The sequence below is a fragment of the Streptomyces sp. NPDC056479 genome (assembly GCF_042795335.1).
In the GTDB taxonomy this organism is placed as follows: Bacteria; Actinomycetota; Actinomycetes; order Streptomycetales; family Streptomycetaceae; genus Streptomyces.
The window spans coordinates 552225-572320 of the sequence record NZ_JBHTRZ010000003.1 but is presented as its reverse complement, the minus strand read 5'-3'; the positions used below and the strand labels follow the sequence as shown (position 1 = coordinate 572320).

The 20096-nt window shown below is 72.2% G+C and carries 13 protein-coding genes and 1 pseudogene; 3 read left to right on the top strand and 11 right to left on the bottom strand.

The features are described from left to right. Positions 1 to 230: 230 nt before the first annotated feature. Positions 231 to 2222, top strand: coding sequence for a flavin monoamine oxidase family protein (locus ACFQ6S_RS14095; RefSeq protein WP_383407869.1), 1992 nt, complete (start codon positions 231 to 233; stop codon positions 2220 to 2222). A gap of 12 nt (positions 2223 to 2234) precedes the next feature. On the opposite strand, the gene ACFQ6S_RS14090 is transcribed toward ACFQ6S_RS14095, so the two are convergent. The 6 genes from ACFQ6S_RS14090 to ACFQ6S_RS14065 form a co-directional block, all read right to left on the bottom strand. Further along, entirely contained in the window at positions 2235 to 3089 is an 855-nt protein-coding gene (locus ACFQ6S_RS14090) for an ABC transporter ATP-binding protein (RefSeq protein ID WP_383407866.1), read from the bottom strand. Beyond that, on the bottom strand, positions 3086 to 4099 hold the full coding sequence (locus tag ACFQ6S_RS14085) for an ABC transporter ATP-binding protein (RefSeq protein ID WP_383407863.1): 1014 nt from the start codon (positions 4097 to 4099) through the stop codon (positions 3086 to 3088). Before ACFQ6S_RS14085 ends, ACFQ6S_RS14090 begins: the two co-directional genes overlap by 4 nt. A gap of 6 nt (positions 4100 to 4105) precedes the next feature. Next, positions 4106 to 4963: an ABC transporter permease gene (locus ACFQ6S_RS14080; protein WP_383407860.1), complete on the bottom strand. Its 858-nt coding sequence runs from the start codon at positions 4961 to 4963 to the stop codon at positions 4106 to 4108. Further along, a complete protein-coding gene (locus ACFQ6S_RS14075) occupies positions 4960 to 5913 on the bottom strand; it encodes an ABC transporter permease (RefSeq protein ID WP_383407857.1) in 954 nt (317 codons plus the stop codon). Before ACFQ6S_RS14075 ends, ACFQ6S_RS14080 begins: the two co-directional genes overlap by 4 nt. Before the next feature lie 6 nt (positions 5914 to 5919). Next, complete coding sequence (locus ACFQ6S_RS14070) at positions 5920 to 7566, bottom strand: ABC transporter substrate-binding protein (RefSeq protein WP_383407853.1); 1647 nt, start codon at positions 7564 to 7566, stop codon at positions 5920 to 5922. 67 nt (positions 7567 to 7633) lie between these two features. Next, positions 7634 to 8773: a C45 family autoproteolytic acyltransferase/hydolase gene (locus ACFQ6S_RS14065; RefSeq protein WP_383407850.1), complete on the bottom strand. Its 1140-nt coding sequence runs from the start codon at positions 8771 to 8773 to the stop codon at positions 7634 to 7636. Between the two features lie 114 nt (positions 8774 to 8887). Between ACFQ6S_RS14065 and ACFQ6S_RS14060 the strand changes: the two genes are divergently transcribed. After that, positions 8888 to 9802: a MurR/RpiR family transcriptional regulator gene (locus ACFQ6S_RS14060; protein ID WP_383407847.1), complete on the top strand. Its 915-nt coding sequence runs from the start codon at positions 8888 to 8890 to the stop codon at positions 9800 to 9802. 36 nt (positions 9803 to 9838) lie between these two features. Here ACFQ6S_RS14060 and ACFQ6S_RS14055 read toward each other — a convergent pair whose 3' ends face one another. The 4 genes from ACFQ6S_RS14055 to ACFQ6S_RS14040 all read right to left on the bottom strand — a co-directional run bounded on the left by ACFQ6S_RS14055 (position 9839) and on the right by ACFQ6S_RS14040 (position 16741). Further along, positions 9839 to 12532 (bottom strand): SpoIIE family protein phosphatase, encoded by a 2694-nt coding sequence (locus ACFQ6S_RS14055; RefSeq protein WP_383407844.1) that lies wholly within the window; start codon positions 12530 to 12532, stop codon positions 9839 to 9841. Between the two features lie 64 nt (positions 12533 to 12596). Further along, on the bottom strand, positions 12597 to 13733 hold the full coding sequence (locus tag ACFQ6S_RS14050; RefSeq protein ID WP_383407841.1) for a PP2C family protein-serine/threonine phosphatase: 1137 nt from the start codon (positions 13731 to 13733) through the stop codon (positions 12597 to 12599). Between the two features lie 107 nt (positions 13734 to 13840). Continuing rightward, a complete protein-coding gene (locus tag ACFQ6S_RS14045; protein ID WP_383407838.1) occupies positions 13841 to 14620 on the bottom strand; it encodes an IclR family transcriptional regulator in 780 nt (259 codons plus the stop codon). A 54-nt stretch (positions 14621 to 14674) separates the two neighbouring features. Then, entirely contained in the window at positions 14675 to 16741 is a 2067-nt protein-coding gene (locus ACFQ6S_RS14040; protein WP_383407835.1) for a SpoIIE family protein phosphatase, read from the bottom strand. A 217-nt stretch (positions 16742 to 16958) separates the two neighbouring features. Here ACFQ6S_RS14040 and ACFQ6S_RS14035 point away from each other — a divergent pair, with 217 nt between their 5' ends. After that, positions 16959 to 19427, top strand: a complete 2469-nt coding sequence (locus tag ACFQ6S_RS14035) for a SpoIIE family protein phosphatase (protein WP_383407833.1) — start codon at positions 16959 to 16961, stop codon at positions 19425 to 19427. 205 nt (positions 19428 to 19632) lie between these two features. On the opposite strand, the pseudogene ACFQ6S_RS14030 reads toward ACFQ6S_RS14035, so the two are convergent. Beyond that, positions 19633 to 20096, bottom strand: a pseudogene (locus ACFQ6S_RS14030) (hypothetical protein); the annotation flags it as partial.

Below are 20096 nucleotides of genomic sequence, written 5' to 3'. Positions count from 1 at the left end.
CTGTCCGTAAGTCATGTCCGTGATTTCGAACGAAGTTCGTGATTCCGATCGTGATTGGGTCAGAAGATAAAAGTGGGTCATGTCGCCGTCAACGGTTTCGCCATGCGCGCTGCACAAACCCGCGTGCGGACGCACATCCGGCGCCGTCGCGTGATGGTGCGCTTGCCCGTTCAGGTGATGAACCGACGGATGGGCCTCCGTCCGTCCAACTGCCCCCGTATCCAGGGCACATGGACAATCACCGTGCCCCTGTCGGCCCAACTTCCCTCTCCCGGCGGCAGTTCACGACGGCATCCGCCACGACGGCCGCCCTGGCCGCGTTGACCCCCACACCGGCGGCCGCCGCACCCGCCGCCCTCCAGCGGCCGAAGTCCACCGCCGACTGGGACACCTGCCTGGCCGTCGCCCGCGCCCTGCTGCTGGTCGACGACCAGGACCGGCCGCTCGCCCCGGCATACCGGAAGATCCTCGACTCCGGGCTGCCGCGCGCGACGACGAGGACCGCCAGGAAGATCATCGTCGTCGGCGCCGGACCCGCCGGGCTGGTCGCCGCCTGGCTGCTCAAGCGGGCCGGGCATCAGGTCACGCTCGTCGAGGCCAACGGCAACCGCGTCGGCGGCCGCATCAAGACCTTCCGCACCGGCGGGCACGAGCAAGCGGCACAGGCCTTCGCCGACCCGGCCCAGTACGCGGAGGCCGGCGCGATGCGCATCCCCGGCAGCCATCCGCTGGTGATGCAGCTGATCGACCAACTCGGCGTGAAGCGCCGCCCGTTCCACCTCGTCGACGTCGACGCGGCCGGCAAGCCCGTCAACAACGCCTGGCTGCACGTCAACGGCATCCGGGTGCGCCGCTCCGAGTACGCGAAGGCACCCGCTCGGATCAACCGCTCCTTCGGCGTCCCGCGCGCCCACTGGGACACACCGTCCTCGACCATCCTGCGCCGCGCCCTGGACCCCGTACGCGACGAGTTCAGCACCGTCGGCCCGGACGGCAAGCGCGTCGACAAGCCGATGCCCGAGCGGGTCAAGGGCTGGGCGCGGGTCGTGCAGAAGTACGGCGACTGGTCGATGTACCGGTTCCTGACCGAGGAGGCGGGCTTCGACGAGCGGACCCTCGACCTGATCGGCACGCTGGAGAATCTCACCTCGCGGCTGCCGCTCTCCTTCATCCACAGCTTCATCAGCCAGTCGCTGATCAGCCCCGACACCGCGTTCTGGGAGCTGGTCGGCGGCACGGCGACCCTCCCGGACGCGCTGCTGAAGGAGGTCGCCGACGTCCTGCGCCTCGACCGGCGCGCGACCCACATCGAGTACTGGGCCCCCGGCCGGCCCGGCGCCGACGACACCTCGCACGTCCACGCCAAGGGCCCGCACGTCTGGATCGACACCGTCTCCGAGGGGCGCGAGGGCAAGGTCGTGCGCGAGCAGTTCACCGCTGACCTCGCGATCGTCACGGTGCCCTTCTCGGGGCTCAGGCAGGTGCAGGTCAGCCCGCTGATGTCGTACAAGAAGCGGCGCGCGGTGGCCGAGCTGCACTACGACAGCGCCACCAAGGTGCTGCTCGAATTCGGCCTGCGCTGGTGGGAGTTCACCGAGGCCGACTGGAAGCGGGAGCTGGATGCCGTACGGCCCGGGCTCTACGACGACTACCGCAAGGGCAAGGCCCCGGCCGACGGCAGCCTCCTGGGCGCCCACCCCTCCGTCCCGGACGGCCACATCGGCGACGCCCAGCGCGCCCACTACGCCGCCAACCGCTGGGCCACCCGCGACCAGCCCGAGGCGGCGCACATCGTCGGCGGCGGCTCGGTCTCGGACAACTCCAACCGCTTCATGATCAACCCCTCCCACCCGATCGAGGGCAGCAAGGGCGGCGTCGTCCTCGCCTCCTACAGCTGGGCCGACGACGCCTCCCGCTGGGACTCCCTGGACGAGGACGCCCGGTACCCGCACGCGCTGCGGGGCCTGCAACAGGTCTACGGCCAGCGCCTTGAGGTCTTCTACACCGGGGCCGGGCGCACCCAGAGCTGGCTGCGCGATCCGTACGCGTACGGCGAGGCGTCCGTGCTCCTCCCCGGCCAGCACACGGAGCTGCTGGAAGCCATCCGGACCTCTGAGGGGCCGCTGTACTTCGCCGGGGACCACACGTCGGTGAAACCGTCGTGGATCGAGGGCGCACTCGAGTCGGGCGTGCGGGCGGCGCTGGAGGCGCACGGCGACTGAGACGCCGTGGCGCTACGCGGCGTCCGCCTCCGCCCTGGCCCGTACCGCGTCGGCCGGATCCCAGCCCCGGCGCGGTACGGAGGCCAGCAGCAGACGGGTGTACGGGTCCTCGGGCGCGCCGAGGACCCGGTCCGTCGGGCCCTGCTCGACCACCTTGCCGTGCCGCATCACCACCGTCTCCTCGGTGATGTGCCGGACGACGGCCAGGTCATGGCTGACGAAGACCAGCGCCACGCCCGTGTCCCGCCGGATCTCGTCGAGCAGCCGCAGGATCTGCGCCTGGATCGACACATCCAGGGCGGCCACCGCCTCGTCCAGGACGAGGACACGGGGATCGACGGCGAGGGCACGGGCGATGGCCAGGCGCTGGCACTGGCCGCCGGACAGCTCGTGCGGGCGCGCGCCGGCTTCCCGGGTGCCGAGGCCCACCTGGTCCAGGAGGGCGGCGATCCGCCCGTCATCGGCGTCGCGGCCGTGCAGACGCAGGACGGTACGCAGACATTGACGGGCCGTCAGCCGGGGGTCGAGGGAGACGTACGGGTCCTGGAAGACCATCTGGATCTCGCGGGCCCTTGCCAGCCGGTGCGCCGCACGCCCCCGGACCGGGGACGGCGGCCGGGCGGCGCGGTCCCGGCCGTCCACCGTGACCGTGCCCGAGTCCGGCCGCACGAGGCCGACCAGCATCCGGGCGACGGTGCTCTTGCCCGAGCCGGACTCGCCGACGATGCCGAGCGAACCGCCGCGCGGGACGGTGAAGGAGACCTGGCCGGCGGCGGTGAGACGGTCGCCGCCCGGCAGCCGGTACGTCTTGGTGAGGCCGTCGGCCACCAGCAAGGGAGCCTCGGGCCGGGCTTCGAACGCGGTCATGCGGGGCTCCTCTTGGCCGGAACGGTGGTGAGCGGCGGCTCTGTGGACTCCCCGGGCAGCTCGGCCAGCCGTCGGCACGCCGCCGTACCGCCACCCGGGACCGCGACGGGCTCCGGCGTCCAGAGGGCGCACTCGGCATCGGCGTGCGGGCAGCGTGCCGCGAACGGGCAGCCGGTGAACGCGTCGGAGAGGGAGGGCGGCCGCCCCGGAATCGGCTCCAATACGCGGTCGAGATCGCCGAGTTCGGGCGAGCAGGCCAGCAGACCGCGCGTGTACGTGTGCCGGGCGTGGCCGAAGAGGCGGTCCGCGTCCTGCTGTTCGAGCACGCGGCCCGCGTACATGACGTACACGCGGTCGCAGAACGCGGCGGCCAGTTGCAGGTCGTGGGTGATGAACAGCATGCCCAGGCCCCGCTGTTCGCGCAGGGTGCGCAGCAGGGCGAGGATCTCCGCCTGGGTGGTGACGTCCAGCGCGCTGGTGGACTCGTCGGCCAGCAGCAGCCGCGGCTCGGCGGCGAGCGCGCCGGCGATGACCACGCGCTGGAGCATGCCCCCGGACATCTCGTGCGGCCGTTGGTTGAAGCGTCGTTCGGGGTCGGACAGGCCCACGGCACCGAGGAGTCCGACGGCCTTGTCGCGTGCCTCCCGGCGGACGCCCGCGCCGCCGGTGCGGACCAGGCGTTCGACGAGGAAGTCGCCGACGCGGCGCACCGGGTTGAGGGCGGAACGCGGGTCCTGGTGGACCATCGCGACCGTACCCGCCCGGTGCCGGCGCAGCCCGGCCCCGCTCAGCGAGAGCACGTCCGTGCCGTCTACCAGGACACGGCCGGCGACCGACGCCTGATCGGGCAGCAGCCGCAGGACCGACTTCGCGGTGGTGGACTTGCCCGAGCCGGACTCGCCGACGAGACCGACGGTCTCCCCGGAGCCGACGCGCAGACTCACGTCCGCGAGCAGGGGACGGGCCGCACCGGGCAGGCCCAGGGTCAGGTTCTGGATGTCGAGCAGCATCGTGGCTTACCTCCTGGCGCCGAGCCGGTCGGCGGCCCAGACCCCGACCACGTTGAAGGCCACCACCACGGCGGCGATGGCGGTGCCGGGCACCAGCGCGGGCAGCAGGGCACCCTGGACGATGGCGGCCTGGCCCTCCTGCACCATCAACCCCCAGTCGGAGCTCGGCGGCTGGGCACCGAACCCCAGATAGCTGAGGGTGGCCAGGCTCATCAGGGCCTCGCCGAACAGCACGACGAGATACCCGACGATCGACCGGGCGAGGCCCGGCACCAGGTGCCGTACGCAGATCCGCAGACCGCCCATGCCCTGGACGCGATAGGCGTCGACGTACGGCTTGGACCGCTCGGCGAGCGCCACGCTGCGGGTGTACTTGGCGATCGTCGGCGCGAAGGCCAGCCCGAGGCCCAGCACGGACGTGGTGATGCCCGCTCCGAACACGGCGATGATCAGCACGACGAACAGCAGCCCCGGAAAGGCGTACATCACGTCGGTGATCCGGGACACCAGTGTGTCCACCCAGCCGCCGCGCCAGGCGGCGACCGTGCCCAGGGTGACGCCGAGCAGCGCGGCGATCGCGAGCAGCGCGAGCGGGGCGATCAGGCTGGTGCGGGCGCCGTGGAGAACGCGCGAGAGCAGGTCCTGTCCGGAGGCGTCGGTGCCGAGCAGGTGGTCGCCCGTCGTGCCGACCAGGGAGGACGACAGGTCGACGGCGTCGGGTGCGTAGGGCGCGAGCAGCGGGGCGAACGCGGCGGCCAGGACCACCAGGCCGAGGAAGACGGCCCCGATGATGACGAGGACGGGACGGCGGCGGGTGCGTTTGCGGCGGGCCGGGAGCAGCACATCGGCGGATACGGCGGTCATGCGGAGCTCCTCACGGACTTCAGACGCGGGTCGAGCAGCGGGTGCACGAGGTCCACGAGGGTGGTGACGAGGATGTAGCCGGCCACCATCAGCAGCAGCACCGCCTGGGCGACCGGGAAGTCATGGCTGTTGACCGCGCCGACCAGCAGGGAGCCGATGCCGCTGAGCCCGAAGACGGTCTCGATCGCCACCGTGCCGGCCAGCATCCCGGCGGTGACCAGGCCGCACATGGTGACGACCGGGCCGAGCGCGTTGCGCAGGACGTGCCGGCGGATGATCTGCCGCTCCGGCAGCCCGGCCGCGCGGGCCACCTCCACATGGTCGGCCGAGCCCGCCTCGACCACCGCCTGCCGGGTGACCCGGGCGATGACGGCCACCGCGCCGAGCGCCATGGCGAGCGCGGGCAGGGTGAGGTGGTGGAGCGTTCCGGCGAAGCCCGCACCACTGCCGGTCACCGGGAACCAGCCCAGCCGCACGCCGAAGAAGGCGACCAGCGCGATCCCGCCGACGAAGGAGGGGACGGACGCGGTGAGCGTGGTGGTCCCCACGACCGTGGAGTCGACCCAGGTGCCGCGCCGGACCGCGGCGAGCACTCCGGCGCCCACCCCCAGCACGACGAACAGGACCGTGGCGTAGCCGACCAGGGCCAGTGTCGTCGGGAAGCGGGACGCCAGCAGGTCGGAGACCTGGTCGCCGTACTGGAAGGAGCGGCCGAGGTCGAGGTGGACGCTGTCCCACAGCCAGCGGCCGTACTGCACGACCAGCGGTTCGTCGAGGTGGTACTGCTCCCGGACGGCGGCCAGTCGCTCCGGGGTGAGCTTGTCGCGGCCCCCCGCCAGGAAGACGGCGGGGTCGCCGGGAGCTGCGTAGACGGCGGCGAAGATGACGAAGGACGAGGCCACCAGGGTGGCCAGCAGTCCCGCCAGCCGCCGTCCGATCGAGACGAACATCGGTGCTCAGCCCTTCTTCGCGCCGAGCTGCGCGGCCCAGGGGTAGTAGAGGTACGCCATCGAGGCGGGCGGACCGGTCAGCTCGTCGTCGATGACGAGCGCGGTCGGCACCTGTGCGACGGGGATCCACACGGCCGCGTCCGCGAACCGCCGCTGCACGTCGATCGCGAGCTCGGCGCGCTTGGCGTCGTCCAGCGTGCGCAGGCCCTCCTCGACCTTGGCGTCGTACGCCGAACTCTTGAAGCCGACCCAGTTGTTGGAACTGTCCGACAGGCCGTTGTCGTAGAAGCCGAGCGGGTCGCTCTTGGAGATGTACCAGTCGGCCACCAGGACGTCGATGTCGGCACGGGCCTCCTTGTCGCCGTAGAACTCGCCGTACTGGGCGGCCGGCACGGTCTTGATCTGGCCCTTGAGCCCGATCTGCGTCAGCGCGGCACGCACGGCGTTGGCGATGACCATGCGGCCCTGGCTGCTGTCGGTGCCGATGACGATCGGCTCGGTGGGGGCGCTCTTGGCGTTGTTCACCAGTTCCTTGGCCTTGGCGAGGTCCTGGGGGCCGGGGCTGGCCGGTGCGTCGGTGAGCTGCTTCTGGGCGGCGGCGAAGGCGTCCTTCGCGTAGCCCCAGGCGCCGGAGCCGACCGGGGTGGCCCAGGGTTCGACCAGGCCGCCGTAGCCGGACTTGGCGATGCCCGACCGGTCGAGGACCAGGGAGAGGGCCTTGCGGATGGCGGGATCGGCGAGGCCGCCGCGCTCGGTCGGGATGAGCGCGAGGGTGGAGGTGCTGGGGCCGAAGTACTCGGCCAGGCCCTTCTTGCCGCGCAGCGCGGCCGCGGTGCCTATGTTGTCGGCGTAGGTGCCGTCGGCCGCTCCGGTGGCCAGCGCGTTCACCATGGCGCTGTCGTCGGCCCAGCGGAAGACGACCTTGCCGGTGAGCGGCTTCTCGCCCCAGTACGAGTCGGCTCGGGTCAGGGTGATCGAGTCGCCGGACTTCCAGCCGGACAGTTCGTACGGCCCGGAACAGGCATCGCCCTCACCGGGTGTGCCGAACTCCTTGCCGGCCTTCTCGACCTGCTCGCGGTTGTAGACGAGCCCGGCGTCGCCGGCCAGCGCCTTGGTGAACAGGGCGTCGGGCTCCTTGAAGGAGATCGTGATCTCGTGGTCGCCGGTCTTGCGCATCGCCGAGACGTTGCCGAACTCGTCCGACTGCTCCATCTCCGGCGCCGCGTGCCGCTTCAGGCTGAACAGCACGTCGTCCGCCGTCATCGGCGACCCGTCGTGGAAGGTGACGTCGTCGCGCAGGGTGAGGACCAGGTGGGTCGCGTCGGGGCGGGCCGCCTGCCGGACGAGGGAGGGGCGTACGGACATGTCGGGCTGGAGCTGGTAGAGGCGCTCGCAGACGTTGGTCAGCACGGTGCGGCCCGCGCTGCCGCCCTGGGTGTCGAGGTCCAGGGAGTCCGGCTCGTCCTCCAGCAGCCAATTGACGGCGGTGAGGGATCCGGTGGCCTGCGGGGTGGTGGGCGTGAGTCTGAGGTCGGCGACGTCGGCGGCCTTGGCGCCGCCCGTGGCGGTGCCGGTGGTGGCACCACTGCACGCGGCGACCAGGGCCATCGCCCCGGCGACACCGGCGGCGGTTGTCACGGTCTTGAGCTTCATTGCTGGGGCTCCTGAACGGGAGGGGAGATCGGAGCGGGGGGTGGGTTCGGGTACCGGTGACGGGCCGTCAGTTCGGGGCGTGGGGGCCGTCGTAGAGGTTCCAGGGCGTGTGCTGGTACTCGTGGTCGCAGGGGGTGCCGGCCGTGACGTGGTAGTCGCCGGCGGTGAGGTCGACGCACGAGGAGACGAGGGTGGTCCAGTGCTTGACCTCGGGCTTGCGCGGGTCGGCATGGGTGCACAGCGACTCGGGGTAGCCGAGGTGGTCCGACATCGTGTCCTTGATGAGCTTGCGGGACTCGTCGGCACCGGGGGAGTCGCGCAGCCGGCGCAGACCCGACTCGGCGCGGGGTACGCGCACCAGGGAGTCGGGGGAGATCGGACGGTAGCCGTCGGCGAGGGCGGCGGGGATGCCCGCCTGGTAGTGGTTGCCGTGCACCAGGAGCCCGTCGTCGGGATACAGCCAGCCGTGGCCGGCGGGGGTGGTCTCCAGGTCGATGGCGAAGCCCTCGCGGCAGGTGAGGAGGGCGTTGCTGGCGATGTGCGCCCGGGTGCGGCACAGCACGTCCAGTGCGTCGCTGATGTTCGTCTGGTCGAGGACGCTGCGCCGGACCACGGTCTGCGGAAGGCCGACGGCCTCGCCGAACCGCCCGCCGAGGCCGTTGGCGTTGAGCGCGATGCCGGCCGAGTTGGCGCCCTGGCGGCCGATCTGGCCGGCCTCGACCTGCATGATCAGGGTGGGCTTCGGCGGCTGGACGATCCGCAGCATCACGACGGTGTCGGCGACGCCGGCCCGCCAGTCCCAGTTCTGCCCGGCCCACACATGCCCGTCGCCGCTGGCCGGTCCGTGCGCGGCGAAGGAGGTGCAGCCCTCGGCGGCTTCCTCCTCCTCGCGCATCCGGACGAAGGAGTCGTCGTAGATGACCTCGCCGCGCGCGTTCAGGGCGAGGACGTCGAGCAGGTCCAGGCCGGAGCCGTCCGCGATGCCCTGCATCTCCTCGAGCAGGTGCGGGGCGTATTCGCGGACGGGTTTCAGCCAGCGGGCGGCCCGGCCGGTGACCTGACTCCAGGTCAGCCCCGAGGACGCGCCGAAGGCCTCCGTGTAGTAGCCGAGCGCGACCCCGAGCTGGGGGGCCACGGCCTCGCCGTACTGGCGTCCCCGTTCGAGGGGGGTTCCCGAGATCTCGATGACCGGCAGGGTCTGTTTCATCAGCGGGACTCCTCGGGGGACATGCCAGTGCTGTAATATCCGTTCCGAAAATTCATTGCCTTGGAACGAGATGCTCAGAACGTAATGGCCGAAACGTGAGAGTCAATACTTGTAATGAAGAATCCAGAATCTGGTAGCGCGGGACCCGGGGGACTCACACGGCTGCGGGCCGCCGTCCGTGACATGTGGGACGAGCTGTCCGCTTCGGAGCGGACCGTGGCCCAGTACCTCGCCAGCGCCCCCGCGGAGCAGTTGATGTTCGCGAGCGCGCAGGAGCTGGGCGCGGCCAGCGGCACCAGCAACGCCACCGTCGTACGCGCCCTCCAGCGCCTCGGATACGCCGGACTGCCCGCGCTCAAGCGGGAGCTCGCCGCCGACTTCACCTCCGCGCTCGCCCCCGAGGTACGGCTCCAGCAGCGCATCGCGCATGTGGGCCAGGACCTGGCGGGCATCTGGAACGACGTCTTCGACGAGACCCAGGAGCGCATCGACCAGTGCCGGCGGCTGACCGGCGCCGACGAGCTGAAGCGGGCGGTGGAGGTCCTCGCGGAGGCGCGCGAGGTGTTCTGTTACGGCGTCGCCGCGTGCGAACTCGCCGCCCGGCACCTGGCGTTGGCCCTCGGCCGGATCGGACGCCGGGCCCGTTTCGTCGGCGAGACCGGCTTCGCCCTCGCCGATCCGCTGCTCACGCTGGGACAGGGCGACGCCGTCGTGGTGTTCCAGCCGGGGCGGCGACTGGCCGAGCTGAACGTCATCGTCGAGCGGGCCCGTGCGGTCGGCGCCAGGATCGTCTTCGTCACCGACGAACTGGGGGAGGTCTTCGAGGACCGGATCGACGCCGTCCTCACCGCGCCCCACACCCCGACCGGCAACACCAACGAGGCCCTGACCGGCCTGGTCGTCGCCGACGCCCTCGTCCTCGCCCTGACCACCCTGGACGAGACCCGGGCGGTGGAGCACTCCCACCAGCTGACGGCGTTGCGCGAACAGCTGCTGGCGCAGAAGGAGCCGCGCGGCCGCAGGACGTGAAGGGGCCATCGCGTCCCGTATCGCGCGTTACGGCCGTTACAGCGCCGTCGCCCCGTTGGGCATGCCCGGCAGCGGCTGCTCCGTCCAGATCACCTTGCCGTCCGGCGTGTACCGCGTGCCCCACCGATCGGCGAACTGCGCCACCAGGAACAGGCCCCGGCCGCCCTCGTCCGTCGTGGCCGCGCTGCGCAGGTGCGGGGCGGTGCTGCTGCCGTCGGAGACCTCGCAGATCAGGGCGCGGTCGCGGATCAGACGGACGCCGATCGGGCCGGTGGCGTGCCGCAGGGCGTTGGTGACCAGCTCGCTGAGGATCAGCTCGGTGGTGAACGCCTCCTCCGCCAGCCCCCAGTCCTCCAGCGTCCGCGCTGCCGCCGCCCGCACGCGGGCCACGGCCGAGGGGTCGTCCGGGACGTCCCAGGACTGGGTGCGGTCGGCCGGGAGCAGCCGGGTCCGGGCGACGACGAGGGCGATGTCGTCGCGCGGCCGCTCGGGCAGCAGTTCCTCCAGCACCGCCTTGCACGTCTCCTCCGGCGTCCGGCCCTGGACCGGCGGCGCCGCGGCGAGCGCCTGACGCAGCCGTTCGAGGCCGTCGTCGATGTCCTTGCCCTGGTCCTCGATCAGCCCGTCCGTGTACAGCACCAGTCCGCTGCCCTCCGGCAGCCGCAGCCCGGTCGCCTCGAAGGGCAGGCTGCCGCCCAGGCCCAGCGGCGCGCCGCCGGGGACGGTCAGGAACTCGACGCTGCCGTCGGGGTGCACGACGGCCGGTTCGAGGTGGCCGGCGCGGGAGAGGGCGCACTGCCCGGACGACGGGTCGTACACCGCGTACAGACAGGTCGCCCCGGTGATCGGCGCTGTCTCGCCGTCGCCCTCGTCCTGGTCGATGCGGGCCACCAACTCGTCCAGGTGGCCGAGGAGTTCGTCGGGCGGGAGGTCCAGGGTGGAAAAGTTGTTCACCGCCGTACGCAGCCGTCCCATCGTGGCCGCCGCATGCAGGCCGTGCCCCACCACGTCCCCCACGACCAGCGCCACCCGGGCGCCCGGCAGCGGGATGACGTCGAACCAGTCGCCGCCGACCCCGCCCTGCGCCGCGTGCGCGGGCAGATAGCGGTAGGCGACGTCCAGGGCGCTCTGCTCGGGCAGGGCCCGGGGCAGCAGGCTGCGCTGGAGCGTGACCGACAGGGTGTGCTCGCGGGTGTAGCGGCGGGCGTTGTCGATGCTGACCGCGGCACGCGCCACCAGTTCCTCGGCGAGGGAGATCTCCTCCTGCTCGAACGGCTCGGGCCGCTCGGCGCGCCAGAAGGTGGCCATGCCCATGATGACGCCGCGGGCGCGCAGCGGAACCGTGAGCATCGCGTGGAGCCCGAAGTCGACGAGTCTGCGGGCGCGGTCAGGATCCTGCTGCTGCCAGCCGGAGAAGGCGGGCATGTCGGCCTCGAGCACCGACTCGCCCGTGCCGAAGCCGAAAGCCTGCGGTGTGTCGGGGCCGAAGCGGATCAGCTCGCCGACCGGATAGAGCGGGCTGCCCGCGCGCACGCCCTGGAAGGCGACCCGGCGCATGTCGGCGCGGCCCTCCTTCGGCTCCTCGCCGCGCAGCACCGGATCCGCCAGGTCGACGGAGACGAAGTCGGCGAACCTCGGCACCGCGAAGTCGGCCAGCTCCTGCGAGGTGCGCGCGACGTCGAGGGTGGTGCCGATCTCCAGGCCCGCGTCGTACAGCAGCTTCAGCCGCTCGCGCGCCACGTCCGCCTGGCCGGTCATGGCCCGCAGCTCGGTGGTGTCCCGCAGCGTCGCCACACTGCCGGGCGGCCCGCCGTCCCGGTCGGTGGAGCGCTGGCTGACCGCCAGCAGCCGGCCCTGCGCGAGGTGCACCTCGTCGGTGGCGTCCCGCCCGGAGGCGAACAGCCGGGCGAGGTCGCTGCCGATGCCCAGGGCGAGACAGGGCCGCCCCTCCGCGTCGGCGGACAGGGCGAGCAGCCGGCGCGCCTCGTCGTTGGCCAGCGCCAGCCGGTGCCGGCCGTCCATGATCAGCACGCCTTCCCGTACGGAATGCAGGACGGCGTCGTGATGCTCGTACATCCGGGTCATCTCGGCGGGCCCCAGCCCGTGCGTCTGCCGCAGCAGCCGTCGGCTGACCAGCGCGGTACCGCCGGTGGCGAGGGCGAGCGCGGCGGCCGCCGCGCCGAACACCCACGGCAGCTGGTGGTTCACGACCCCGCCCACGCTGTCCAGCGTCACTCCGGCGGCCACCAGGCCCACCACCGTGCCGTTGGCTTCGTTCACGGGGACCACGGCCCGCACGGACGGCCCCAGGGTTCCGGTGTACGTCTCCCGCACCACCCCGCCCGCCGCGGCCGGGGCGATGGTGCCGACGAAGTGCTTGCCGATCTGCTCGGGGTTGGGATGCGTGTAGCGGATGCCGTCCTTCGTCATCACGACGATGAAGTCCACGTCGGTGGCCTCGCGCGCCGCCTCGGCACGCGGCTGGAGCACCGCGCTCGGATCCTGGCCCCCCAGGGCGTCGAGGACGCCCGGCGCGTTCGCGAAGGACTCGGCGACGGCGAGGGAGCGATTGCCGGCCTCCCGCCTGATGTCGGTGCGCACCTGGAGCACCAGGGCCACCACGGCGGCGACGACGAGGAGCATGACGATCGCCGCCTGGAACACGAAGACCTGCCGGGCGACGGTACGCGCGCTCAACAGGGAGCGCAGGCGGCCGAGGAATCCGGCCATATCTCTTTTCTAGCACGAGGCGTGCCACTCGGGGACCCGGGCGGGAGGCGGGTGGACGGTGGGTCTACGAGGGGCACGAGCCGACGCGGCCGGGCTCGGGCGCCTCGCTGCGCACGGGGGTTTCGGCGGTGGCCGGCATGCGGAGCAGCAGCAGGGCCGCGTCGTCGTGCAGCCGGCCGCCCACATGGGCCTGCAGTTCGGCGTGCAGCGCGGTGACGGTGTCGACCGGTTCGTCGCAGGTGTGCCGGGCGAGCCCCTCCGCCAGCGGGTAGAACTCCCGGTCGTGGTTGCGGGCCTCGGTGACGCCGTCGGTGTACAGCAGTAGCTGGTCCCCGTCGGTGAACGGGAGCACATGCAGCGCCGGGGCGTCGCCGGACAGGCTGCGCAGGCCGAGCGGCGGGGCGGGACGGTCCGGATCCACCGGCACGACCACGGAGTCACGTACCAGCAGCGGTGCCGCGTGACCGCAGTTGACCATCTCCAGCTGCCCCTCCCGCGGATACCCGGCGACCACGGCGGTGACGAAGTCGTCGCTGCCCAGGTTGCGGGCCAGGCTCCGCTCGATGCGGGCGACGACATCGAGCAGATCGGGCTCGTCATGGGCGGCCTCGCGGAACACACCGAGCACCAGGGCCGCGGTCCCCACGGCCGGCAGCCCCTTGCCGCGCACATCGCCGACGATCAGCCGGACCCCGTAGGGCGTGGACACCAGGGCGTACAGGTCGCCGCCGATCCGGGCCTCCGCCGCGGCGGCGCTGTAGCGGACGGCCACCTGGAACGGCCCGATCGTCGCCGGTACGGGCTGCAGCAGCGCGTGCTGGGCGGCCTCGGCGACCGAGCGGACCGCGGCCAGTACCCGCTCACGCCGCATGCGCAGCGCGCTGCCCGCGCCGCACGCCAGGGTGACGACCAGCAGCGCGGCCAGCGCGACCGCCAGCTCGCTGCCCTCGGCGCCGCCACGGATGCCGAGGGACACACCGAGGACGGCGGCCACCAGCCCCACACACAGGACGCCGCGCGGCCCGCCGGTGGTGGCGGCCAGCGCGGGTCCCGTGGCGAGCAGCGGGACCCAGGTGGTGCCGGAACCGCTGACGAGATCGACGAGTACGAAACCGGAGATGATCAGAATGGGCAGTACGGGCATGGCGGCGACCAATCGCCTCGGCCAGTGGTCGGGGTCGTGGTCAGGGGCCTGGCTCATCGCTTGTCCGCTGTCCTCACTTGTGCGTGGGGGCGTACGCGCCCGGGGGAAATGTCTGCTTTATTCAGGAAATCGTTTCTACCCCGGATGGGACAAGGACAGCGATTTCAGATAGTGAGCGACAGGCCCCGGGTCACACGGTTCGCGGTCGGGAGCAACCGTGCCCTGACCTCCTCCAGGCGGGCGCGCGTCTCCTCCAGCCGGGAGCGCCGGTCGGCCCGCAGCGAGACGCCGAGCGAGCCGAGGGTGGTCCCGCTGTAGACGGGCACCGCGACACAGACCGTGCCGAGGGCGTACTCCTCCATGTCCGTGACCGCCGGGGCCATGGGGGAGGAGTCGAGCCGTCGCAGCAGCTCCGGAGGGTCGGTGATGGTCCTGGGGGTGAGGTCGGGGAGCGCGTGCCGGGACAGATAGTCCTTGCGCGCCTCGTCGTCCAGCTCCCGCAGCACGGACTTGCCCAGCGCCGTCGCATGCCCCGCGTCCTCGAACCCGACCCAGAGGTCGACCCGCGGAGTGCGCGGACCGTCGACGATCTCGGCCACCCGGATCTCGCCCTCCTCGTAGAAGGTGAGGTACGCGGCGCTCGACAGCTCGTCCCGCAGCGCGCCGAGGGTGGGCCGGATCCGGCTGAGCAGGGCCTGCGTCCGGCCCGCCGTGTGCAGGGTCTGCAGCCGCTCACCGAGGATGAATCCGCCGTCGTCGAGCTTGCGGACATAGCCGTCGTGCACCAGCGTCCGCAGCAGGTGGTACGCCGTGGCCAGGGGAAGGCCCGTCTCCCGTGCCAGTTGCTTCGCCGGCGCGCCGTTCTCGTGCGCGCTCACCGCCTCCAGCAGGCGGAAGGCACGCTGCACCGAGCCGATGAGCGTAGGGCCGTCGTTGACACCCATAGGAACAGGGTGCTCCGGGCGCACGTCGTGGGCAAGGCGGGTCCGGTACGGCGGCTACAGCACCCGGGCCACCAGGAGCGCGACGTCGTCGTGGTCGTCGGGATGGCGCAGTCCGTAAAGGAGCAGGTCGCAGGTCTCCTCCAGAGGTCTGCGGGGTTCCTCGAGGAAGCTGAGAAGGACGTTCAGACGGTCGTCGATGGGGTGGAGCCGGGTCTCGACGAGGCCGTCGGTGTAGAGGACCAGCAGATCGCCGGGGCCGAGTTCGACCGTGGTGGTCTCGAAGGGGACTCCGCCGACGCCGAGCGGGGCGCACGCGGGCAGGTCGAGCAGTTCCGGTGGCCGGCCGGGGCGGGCCAGGGCGGGCGGCATGTGGCCGGCGTTGGCGATGTGGCACTGCTTGGTGCGGGGGTCGAACACCGCGTACAGGCAGGTGACGATGTAGTGCTCCAGATCGCAGGTGATCTTGTCCAGGTGCTGGAGCACGGAGCCGGGGTCGAGGTCGAGGTCCGCGTAGGCGACGGTGGCGGTGCGCAGCCGGCCCATGGTGGCGGCGGCGTCGATGCCGTTGCCCATGACGTCGCCGACCACCAGCGTGGTCCGGTCGCCCTCCAGCGGGATGACGTCGTACCAGTCGCCGCCGACCTCGCTGGTGGCCTGGGCCGGCTGGTAGCGGGAGGCGACTTCCAGGCCGGTGTGGTGCGGCGGGTGGTCGGGCAGCAGGCTGCGCTGCAGGGTGAGGGCGGTGTTGCGCACGCTCTGGAACCAGCGGGCGTTGTCGATGGCCACGGCGGCCCGGCTGGCCAGCTCACTGGCCAGGACCACGTCGTCCTCGTCGAACGGCAGCGGGTTGCGGGTCCGCTTGAGGTCGAGGGCGCCCAGGATCTCGCCGTGCGCGATCAACGGCACGGCGAGATACGAGTGGACGCCCGCGCGCGCCAGCAGGGAGGTGGCCTCCTCGTCCCGCGCGATGCGCCGCAGATCGTCCTCGCCGACGTGCCGCACGAGAACCGGCCGGCCCGTGTGGACGCACAGGGTGACCAGCCTGTCCCCGTCGTACGCGGCCAGGTCACCGGGCGGGTCGGCGGCGCGCAGGGCCGCGCTCGGGTACGACGCCTTCAGGGCGAGGGCGCGGAACAGCTCCGGGCCGTTGTCCGGCTGCCGCATGCGCCTGCAGGCCAGGGCGGAGTCCAGGATGTCCACGGCGACCACGTCGGCGAGGTCGGGCGTGGCGACCTCCGCCAGCTCGTCCGCGGTGCGCTCCACCTCCAGCGTGGTGCCGACCCGGGTGGAGGCGTCGGCGATCAGCGCCAGGCGCCGGCGGGCCCGGTCGGCCTCGGCGGCCGCGCGGTGCCGTTCGGTGACGTCGACGAAGGAGATGGCCGCGCCCAGGACCCGTCCTCCGGGGTCCTCCAGCCGGTAGAAGGACAGCGACCACGCGCGCTCATGGTCGACGTCGGCCGGCGGGCGGCCCACGTGGTACTGGTCGAGCAGCGGGGTGCCGGTGGTGAGGACCTGGCGCAGGCAGGACTCGATCGTGTCGATGTCCGGCAGCGGCAGGGTCTCCCGCAGTCGACGGCCCACATGCTCCTCCGCCGGGGTGCCGTCGACACGCTCCAGTGCCGGGTTGACCAGCAGAAAGCGCAGGTCGGGGTCGACGAGGGCGAGACCGATCGGGGACTGGTTGATCAACCGCTCGCACAGCGCCAGGTCGGTCTCGACGCGCTGGAGCAGCGAGTGGTCGGCCGCGATGCCCAGGGCGTAGACGTCCCCGAGATCGTCCAGCAACCGCATGTTGCGGAACTCGGTCAGCCGGGTGCTGCCGTCCTTGTGCCGCACCGGGAAGGTACCGGCCCAGCTGCGGCCTGTCTCCAGCACCTCCGTGAACAGCTGCACCACGGCCGGCAGGTGCTCGGGGTGGATGAACAGCCGCGTGGCAGGCGTGCCGAGGGCCTCCTCGGCGGTGTATCCGAACAGCTCCTCGGCCTGCGGGGTCCAGAACACCACGCGCCCGGCGGCGTCGACGACCACGGCGGCCACGCTCAGCACATCGAGCAGGCCGGTCGGCCGGGTCGGCTCAGTGCCGTACCCGCCCCCGTCGGACTTGAAGGACTCTGCTGTCATCCCAGCTCCTCCACCGGCCGGCACCACTACCGGCCGAGTACCACGCCAGGGCCGAACGGCACCTCCATGCTCCCCCCGGGTCTGTTGCAATGCCCAGTCAGCGGGCGGAGCGCTCTTGGGCCATTGCGCCAAGCCGTCGGCCCGTGCACAACCGGCGGACTAGCAGGAACATGGTCGTGTAGAGGACGGGACCCCCAGGGACGCTGCGTGAGGACCCATGGATGCTCCGCGAGAAAGGCCCGACGCGCCCACGTCCGCAGGACCGCGCGCGCTCTTCGACGCGTCCACCGACGCGGCGGCGGTCGTCTCCGGACGCGGTGTGGTGCTCGGCTGGACCCGGGCCGCGGAGGAACTCCTCGGCCTCGCGGCGTCGGAGGCCGTCGGCGCCTCCGCCGCGCGTCTGCTCGCGATGCCCGGTGACCCGGCCCGCGCGACCGGTGTCGCCGAGCGCTGCCGGGCCGGCATGGGATGGAGCGGGCACATCCCGCTGCGCCACCGCGACGGCCGCCGTATCGACGTGGACCTGCGCGTCTCCGCGTCCTTCCGCATCGGCGCCGACGAGTGCTTCCTGGTCTCCGCACGTGAGCAGCGGCAGCAGTGGGAGGTGGGCCAGTCCGTCCTCGACGGCTTTCTGACCCGCTCTCCGGTCGGCATGGCCGTGATGGACACCCAGCTGCGCTACGTCTGGCTCAACGACACCCTGGAACGCTTCGGCGGCGTACCCCGCGAGCAGCGGCTCGGCCGCCGGCTGAGCGAACTGCTGCCCGGGCTCCAGGCGGACACCATCGAGGGCCTGATGCGCAAGGTCCTGGACACGGGCGTCGCCGTCACCGACTACGAGTACGTGGGCTGGAGCTGGGCCGACCCGCGCCGCCAGCACGCCTACTCCACGTCGTTCTTTCCGCTCGTGGACGTCGACAACACGATCACCGGGGTCTGCTACATGGTCTCGGACGTCACCGAACGGTGGAACGCCCGCCAACTGCTCTCGCTGGTCAACGAGGCCGGCACACGCATCGGTACGACGCTGGACGTGCTGTGGACGGCCCAGGAGCTGGCCGACTTCGCCGTGCCCCGGTTCGCGGACTTCGTCGTCGTGGACCTGCTGGAGCCCGTGCTCAGCACCGAGGGGCACGGTACCTGGCTGACCGACGCCGGCCCGGCCCCCGCCAGGCCGGTGATGCGCCGGGCCGGCCTGAGCTCGGTGCGCGACGGCGCCCCGGAAGCCGTGGCGCGGATCGGGGAACGGGTCGACTTCGTCCCCCCGCCGCACGACGCGCATCTGCTCATCGGCGGCGACCCGATCCTCATCCCGGTCCTCGACCCGTCCGACGAGGTGTGGGTCAGCGAACAGCCCGCGCGAGCGGCCAGCATCCGCGAGTTCGGCCTGCACTCCCTGATCTCCGTGCCGATGCGCGCACGCAACACCGTGCTCGGCCTCGCCACGTTCATCCGCTCGCTCAACCCCGTCTCGTTCCAGTCCGACGACGTCCTGGTCGCCCAGGAACTGGTGGCCCGCGCGGCCCTCTGCGTCGACAACGCCCGCCGCTACACCCGGGAACACACCGCGGCGGTCACCCTCCAGCGCAGTCTGCTGCCCCAGGCCCTGAGCGGCGGTACGGCGCTGGAGGTCGCTTCCTCCTACCGGCCGGCGGACCCGACCGGCGGCGTGGGCGGCGACTGGTTCGACGTGATCCCGCTCTCCGGCGCCCGGGTCGGTCTCGTCGTCGGCGACGTGGTCGGCCACGGCATCACCGCGGCGGCGACCATGGGCCGGCTGCGCACCGCCGTACAGACCCTCGCCGACATGGAGATGCCGCCCGACGAACTGCTGGCCCACCTCGACGACCTGGTGCTCCGGCTCAGCGAGGAACGGGACGGCGACGCGGGCGACGTGGCGCAGCGCGGCACGGCGGGCTTCCTCGGCGCGACCTGTCTGTACGCCGTCTACGACCCGGTCACCCGGCACTGCACGATGGCCCGCGCCGGGCACCCGCCCCCGGTCGTCGTCACGCCCGACGGGCAGGTCTCCTTCCCCGAACCCCCGCCCGGGCCACCGCTCGGACTCGGCGGGATCGCGTTCGAGTCCACCGAGATCGAGCTGGCCGAGAACAGCCTGCTGGGCCTCTACACCGACGGCCTCGTGGAGGCGGCCGACCGCGACATGGAGCACGGCATGTCCCGGCTGGGCGAGTTGCTCTCGCAGCGGGACCTCGACCTCGACACCCTGTGCTCGTCGGCGGTGCGACAGCTCGTGCCCGCACCGCAGCCCGACGACATCGCCCTGCTCCTGGCCCGCACCCATGCCCTGGGCGTCGAGCACGTCGTCTCGTGGGAGGTGCCCGTGGACCCGGCCGCCGTCGCCGAAGTCCGGGCCCGGGCGACCCGCCAGGTCGAGGCGTGGGGCTACGGCGAACTGGCCATGACCACCGAGCTGATCGTGAGCGAGCTGGTCACCAACGCCATCCGCTACGCCGAACCCCCCATCCGCCTACGACTGCTCCGCGACTCCCGACTGACCTGCGAGGTCGCCGACGCCAGCAGCACCGCGCCACGGCTGCGCCACGCCCGGAGCACGGACGAGGGCGGCCGCGGCCTGTTCCTGGTCGCCCAGCTCGCCCACCGCTGGGGCGCCCGCTACACCGCCGACGGAAAGATCATCTGGGCCGAACAGGAGATCCCGTAGGCGAGACGCCTCCGGCACCTCGGCGGCTCCCGGCCCCGGTACCGGAGCGGTGGGGTGTCTATGTCTCCGGGCGTCTTGAGCGCCGACGGCTCCTGACGACCGCGCACACCCCAGAGCTGTGCGCCGCGACAGCGGTGATGCCGGGCCCGGATCATCCGGGCCCGGCATCACCTGGGCTGCACCAGCGAGGATCAGGCGCTCCTGGTCACCACTCCTTCTCCTGGTGCTTGGTGTGGGTGGGCTTGCTCGGGTAGTCAGGCTTGTCCGGGTGGACGGGCTTTGAGGGGTAGTCAGGCTTGTCCGGGTGGACGGGCTTTGAGGGGTAGTCGGGCTTGTCCGGGTGGACGGGCTTCGACGGGTAGTCGGGCTTGCTCGGGTAGTCAGGCTTTACGGGCTTGGTCGGGTACGCCGGCTTCGAGGGAAGCTCAGGCTTGGCCGGGTACGCAGGCTTGCTCGGGTAGTCGGGCTTGACCGGCTTGGCCGGGTACGCCGGCTTGGACGGGAGCTCAGGCTTGGCCGGGTAGGCGGGCTTGCTCGGGTAGTCGGGCTTGACGGGCTTGGTCGGGTACGCGGGCTTGGACGGGAGCTCAGGCTTGGCCGGGTAGGCGGGCTTGCTCGGGTAGTCGGGCTTGACGGGCTTGGTCGGGTACGCGGGCTTGGACGGGAGCT

Coding starts and splice junctions, on each gene's coding strand:
- ACFQ6S_RS14095 (WP_383407869.1), top strand. CDS start 231: ATGGACAATCACCGTGCCCCTGTCGGCCCAACTTCCCTCTCCCGGCGG.
- ACFQ6S_RS14090 (WP_383407866.1), bottom strand. CDS start 3,089: ATGACCGCGTTCGAAGCCCGGCCCGAGGCTCCCTTGCTGGTGGCCGAC.
- ACFQ6S_RS14085 (WP_383407863.1), bottom strand. CDS start 4,099: ATGCTGCTCGACATCCAGAACCTGACCCTGGGCCTGCCCGGTGCGGCC.
- ACFQ6S_RS14080 (WP_383407860.1), bottom strand. CDS start 4,963: ATGACCGCCGTATCCGCCGATGTGCTGCTCCCGGCCCGCCGCAAACGC.
- ACFQ6S_RS14075 (WP_383407857.1), bottom strand. CDS start 5,913: ATGTTCGTCTCGATCGGACGGCGGCTGGCGGGACTGCTGGCCACCCTG.
- ACFQ6S_RS14070 (WP_383407853.1), bottom strand. CDS start 7,566: ATGAAGCTCAAGACCGTGACAACCGCCGCCGGTGTCGCCGGGGCGATG.
- ACFQ6S_RS14065 (WP_383407850.1), bottom strand. CDS start 8,773: ATGAAACAGACCCTGCCGGTCATCGAGATCTCGGGAACCCCCCTCGAA.
- ACFQ6S_RS14060 (WP_383407847.1), top strand. CDS start 8,888: ATGAAGAATCCAGAATCTGGTAGCGCGGGACCCGGGGGACTCACACGG.
- ACFQ6S_RS14055 (WP_383407844.1), bottom strand. CDS start 12,532: ATGGCCGGATTCCTCGGCCGCCTGCGCTCCCTGTTGAGCGCGCGTACC.
- ACFQ6S_RS14050 (WP_383407841.1), bottom strand. CDS start 13,733: ATGAGCCAGGCCCCTGACCACGACCCCGACCACTGGCCGAGGCGATTG.
- ACFQ6S_RS14045 (WP_383407838.1), bottom strand. CDS start 14,620: ATGGGTGTCAACGACGGCCCTACGCTCATCGGCTCGGTGCAGCGTGCC.
- ACFQ6S_RS14040 (WP_383407835.1), bottom strand. CDS start 16,741: ATGACAGCAGAGTCCTTCAAGTCCGACGGGGGCGGGTACGGCACTGAG.
- ACFQ6S_RS14035 (WP_383407833.1), top strand. CDS start 16,959: ATGGATGCTCCGCGAGAAAGGCCCGACGCGCCCACGTCCGCAGGACCG.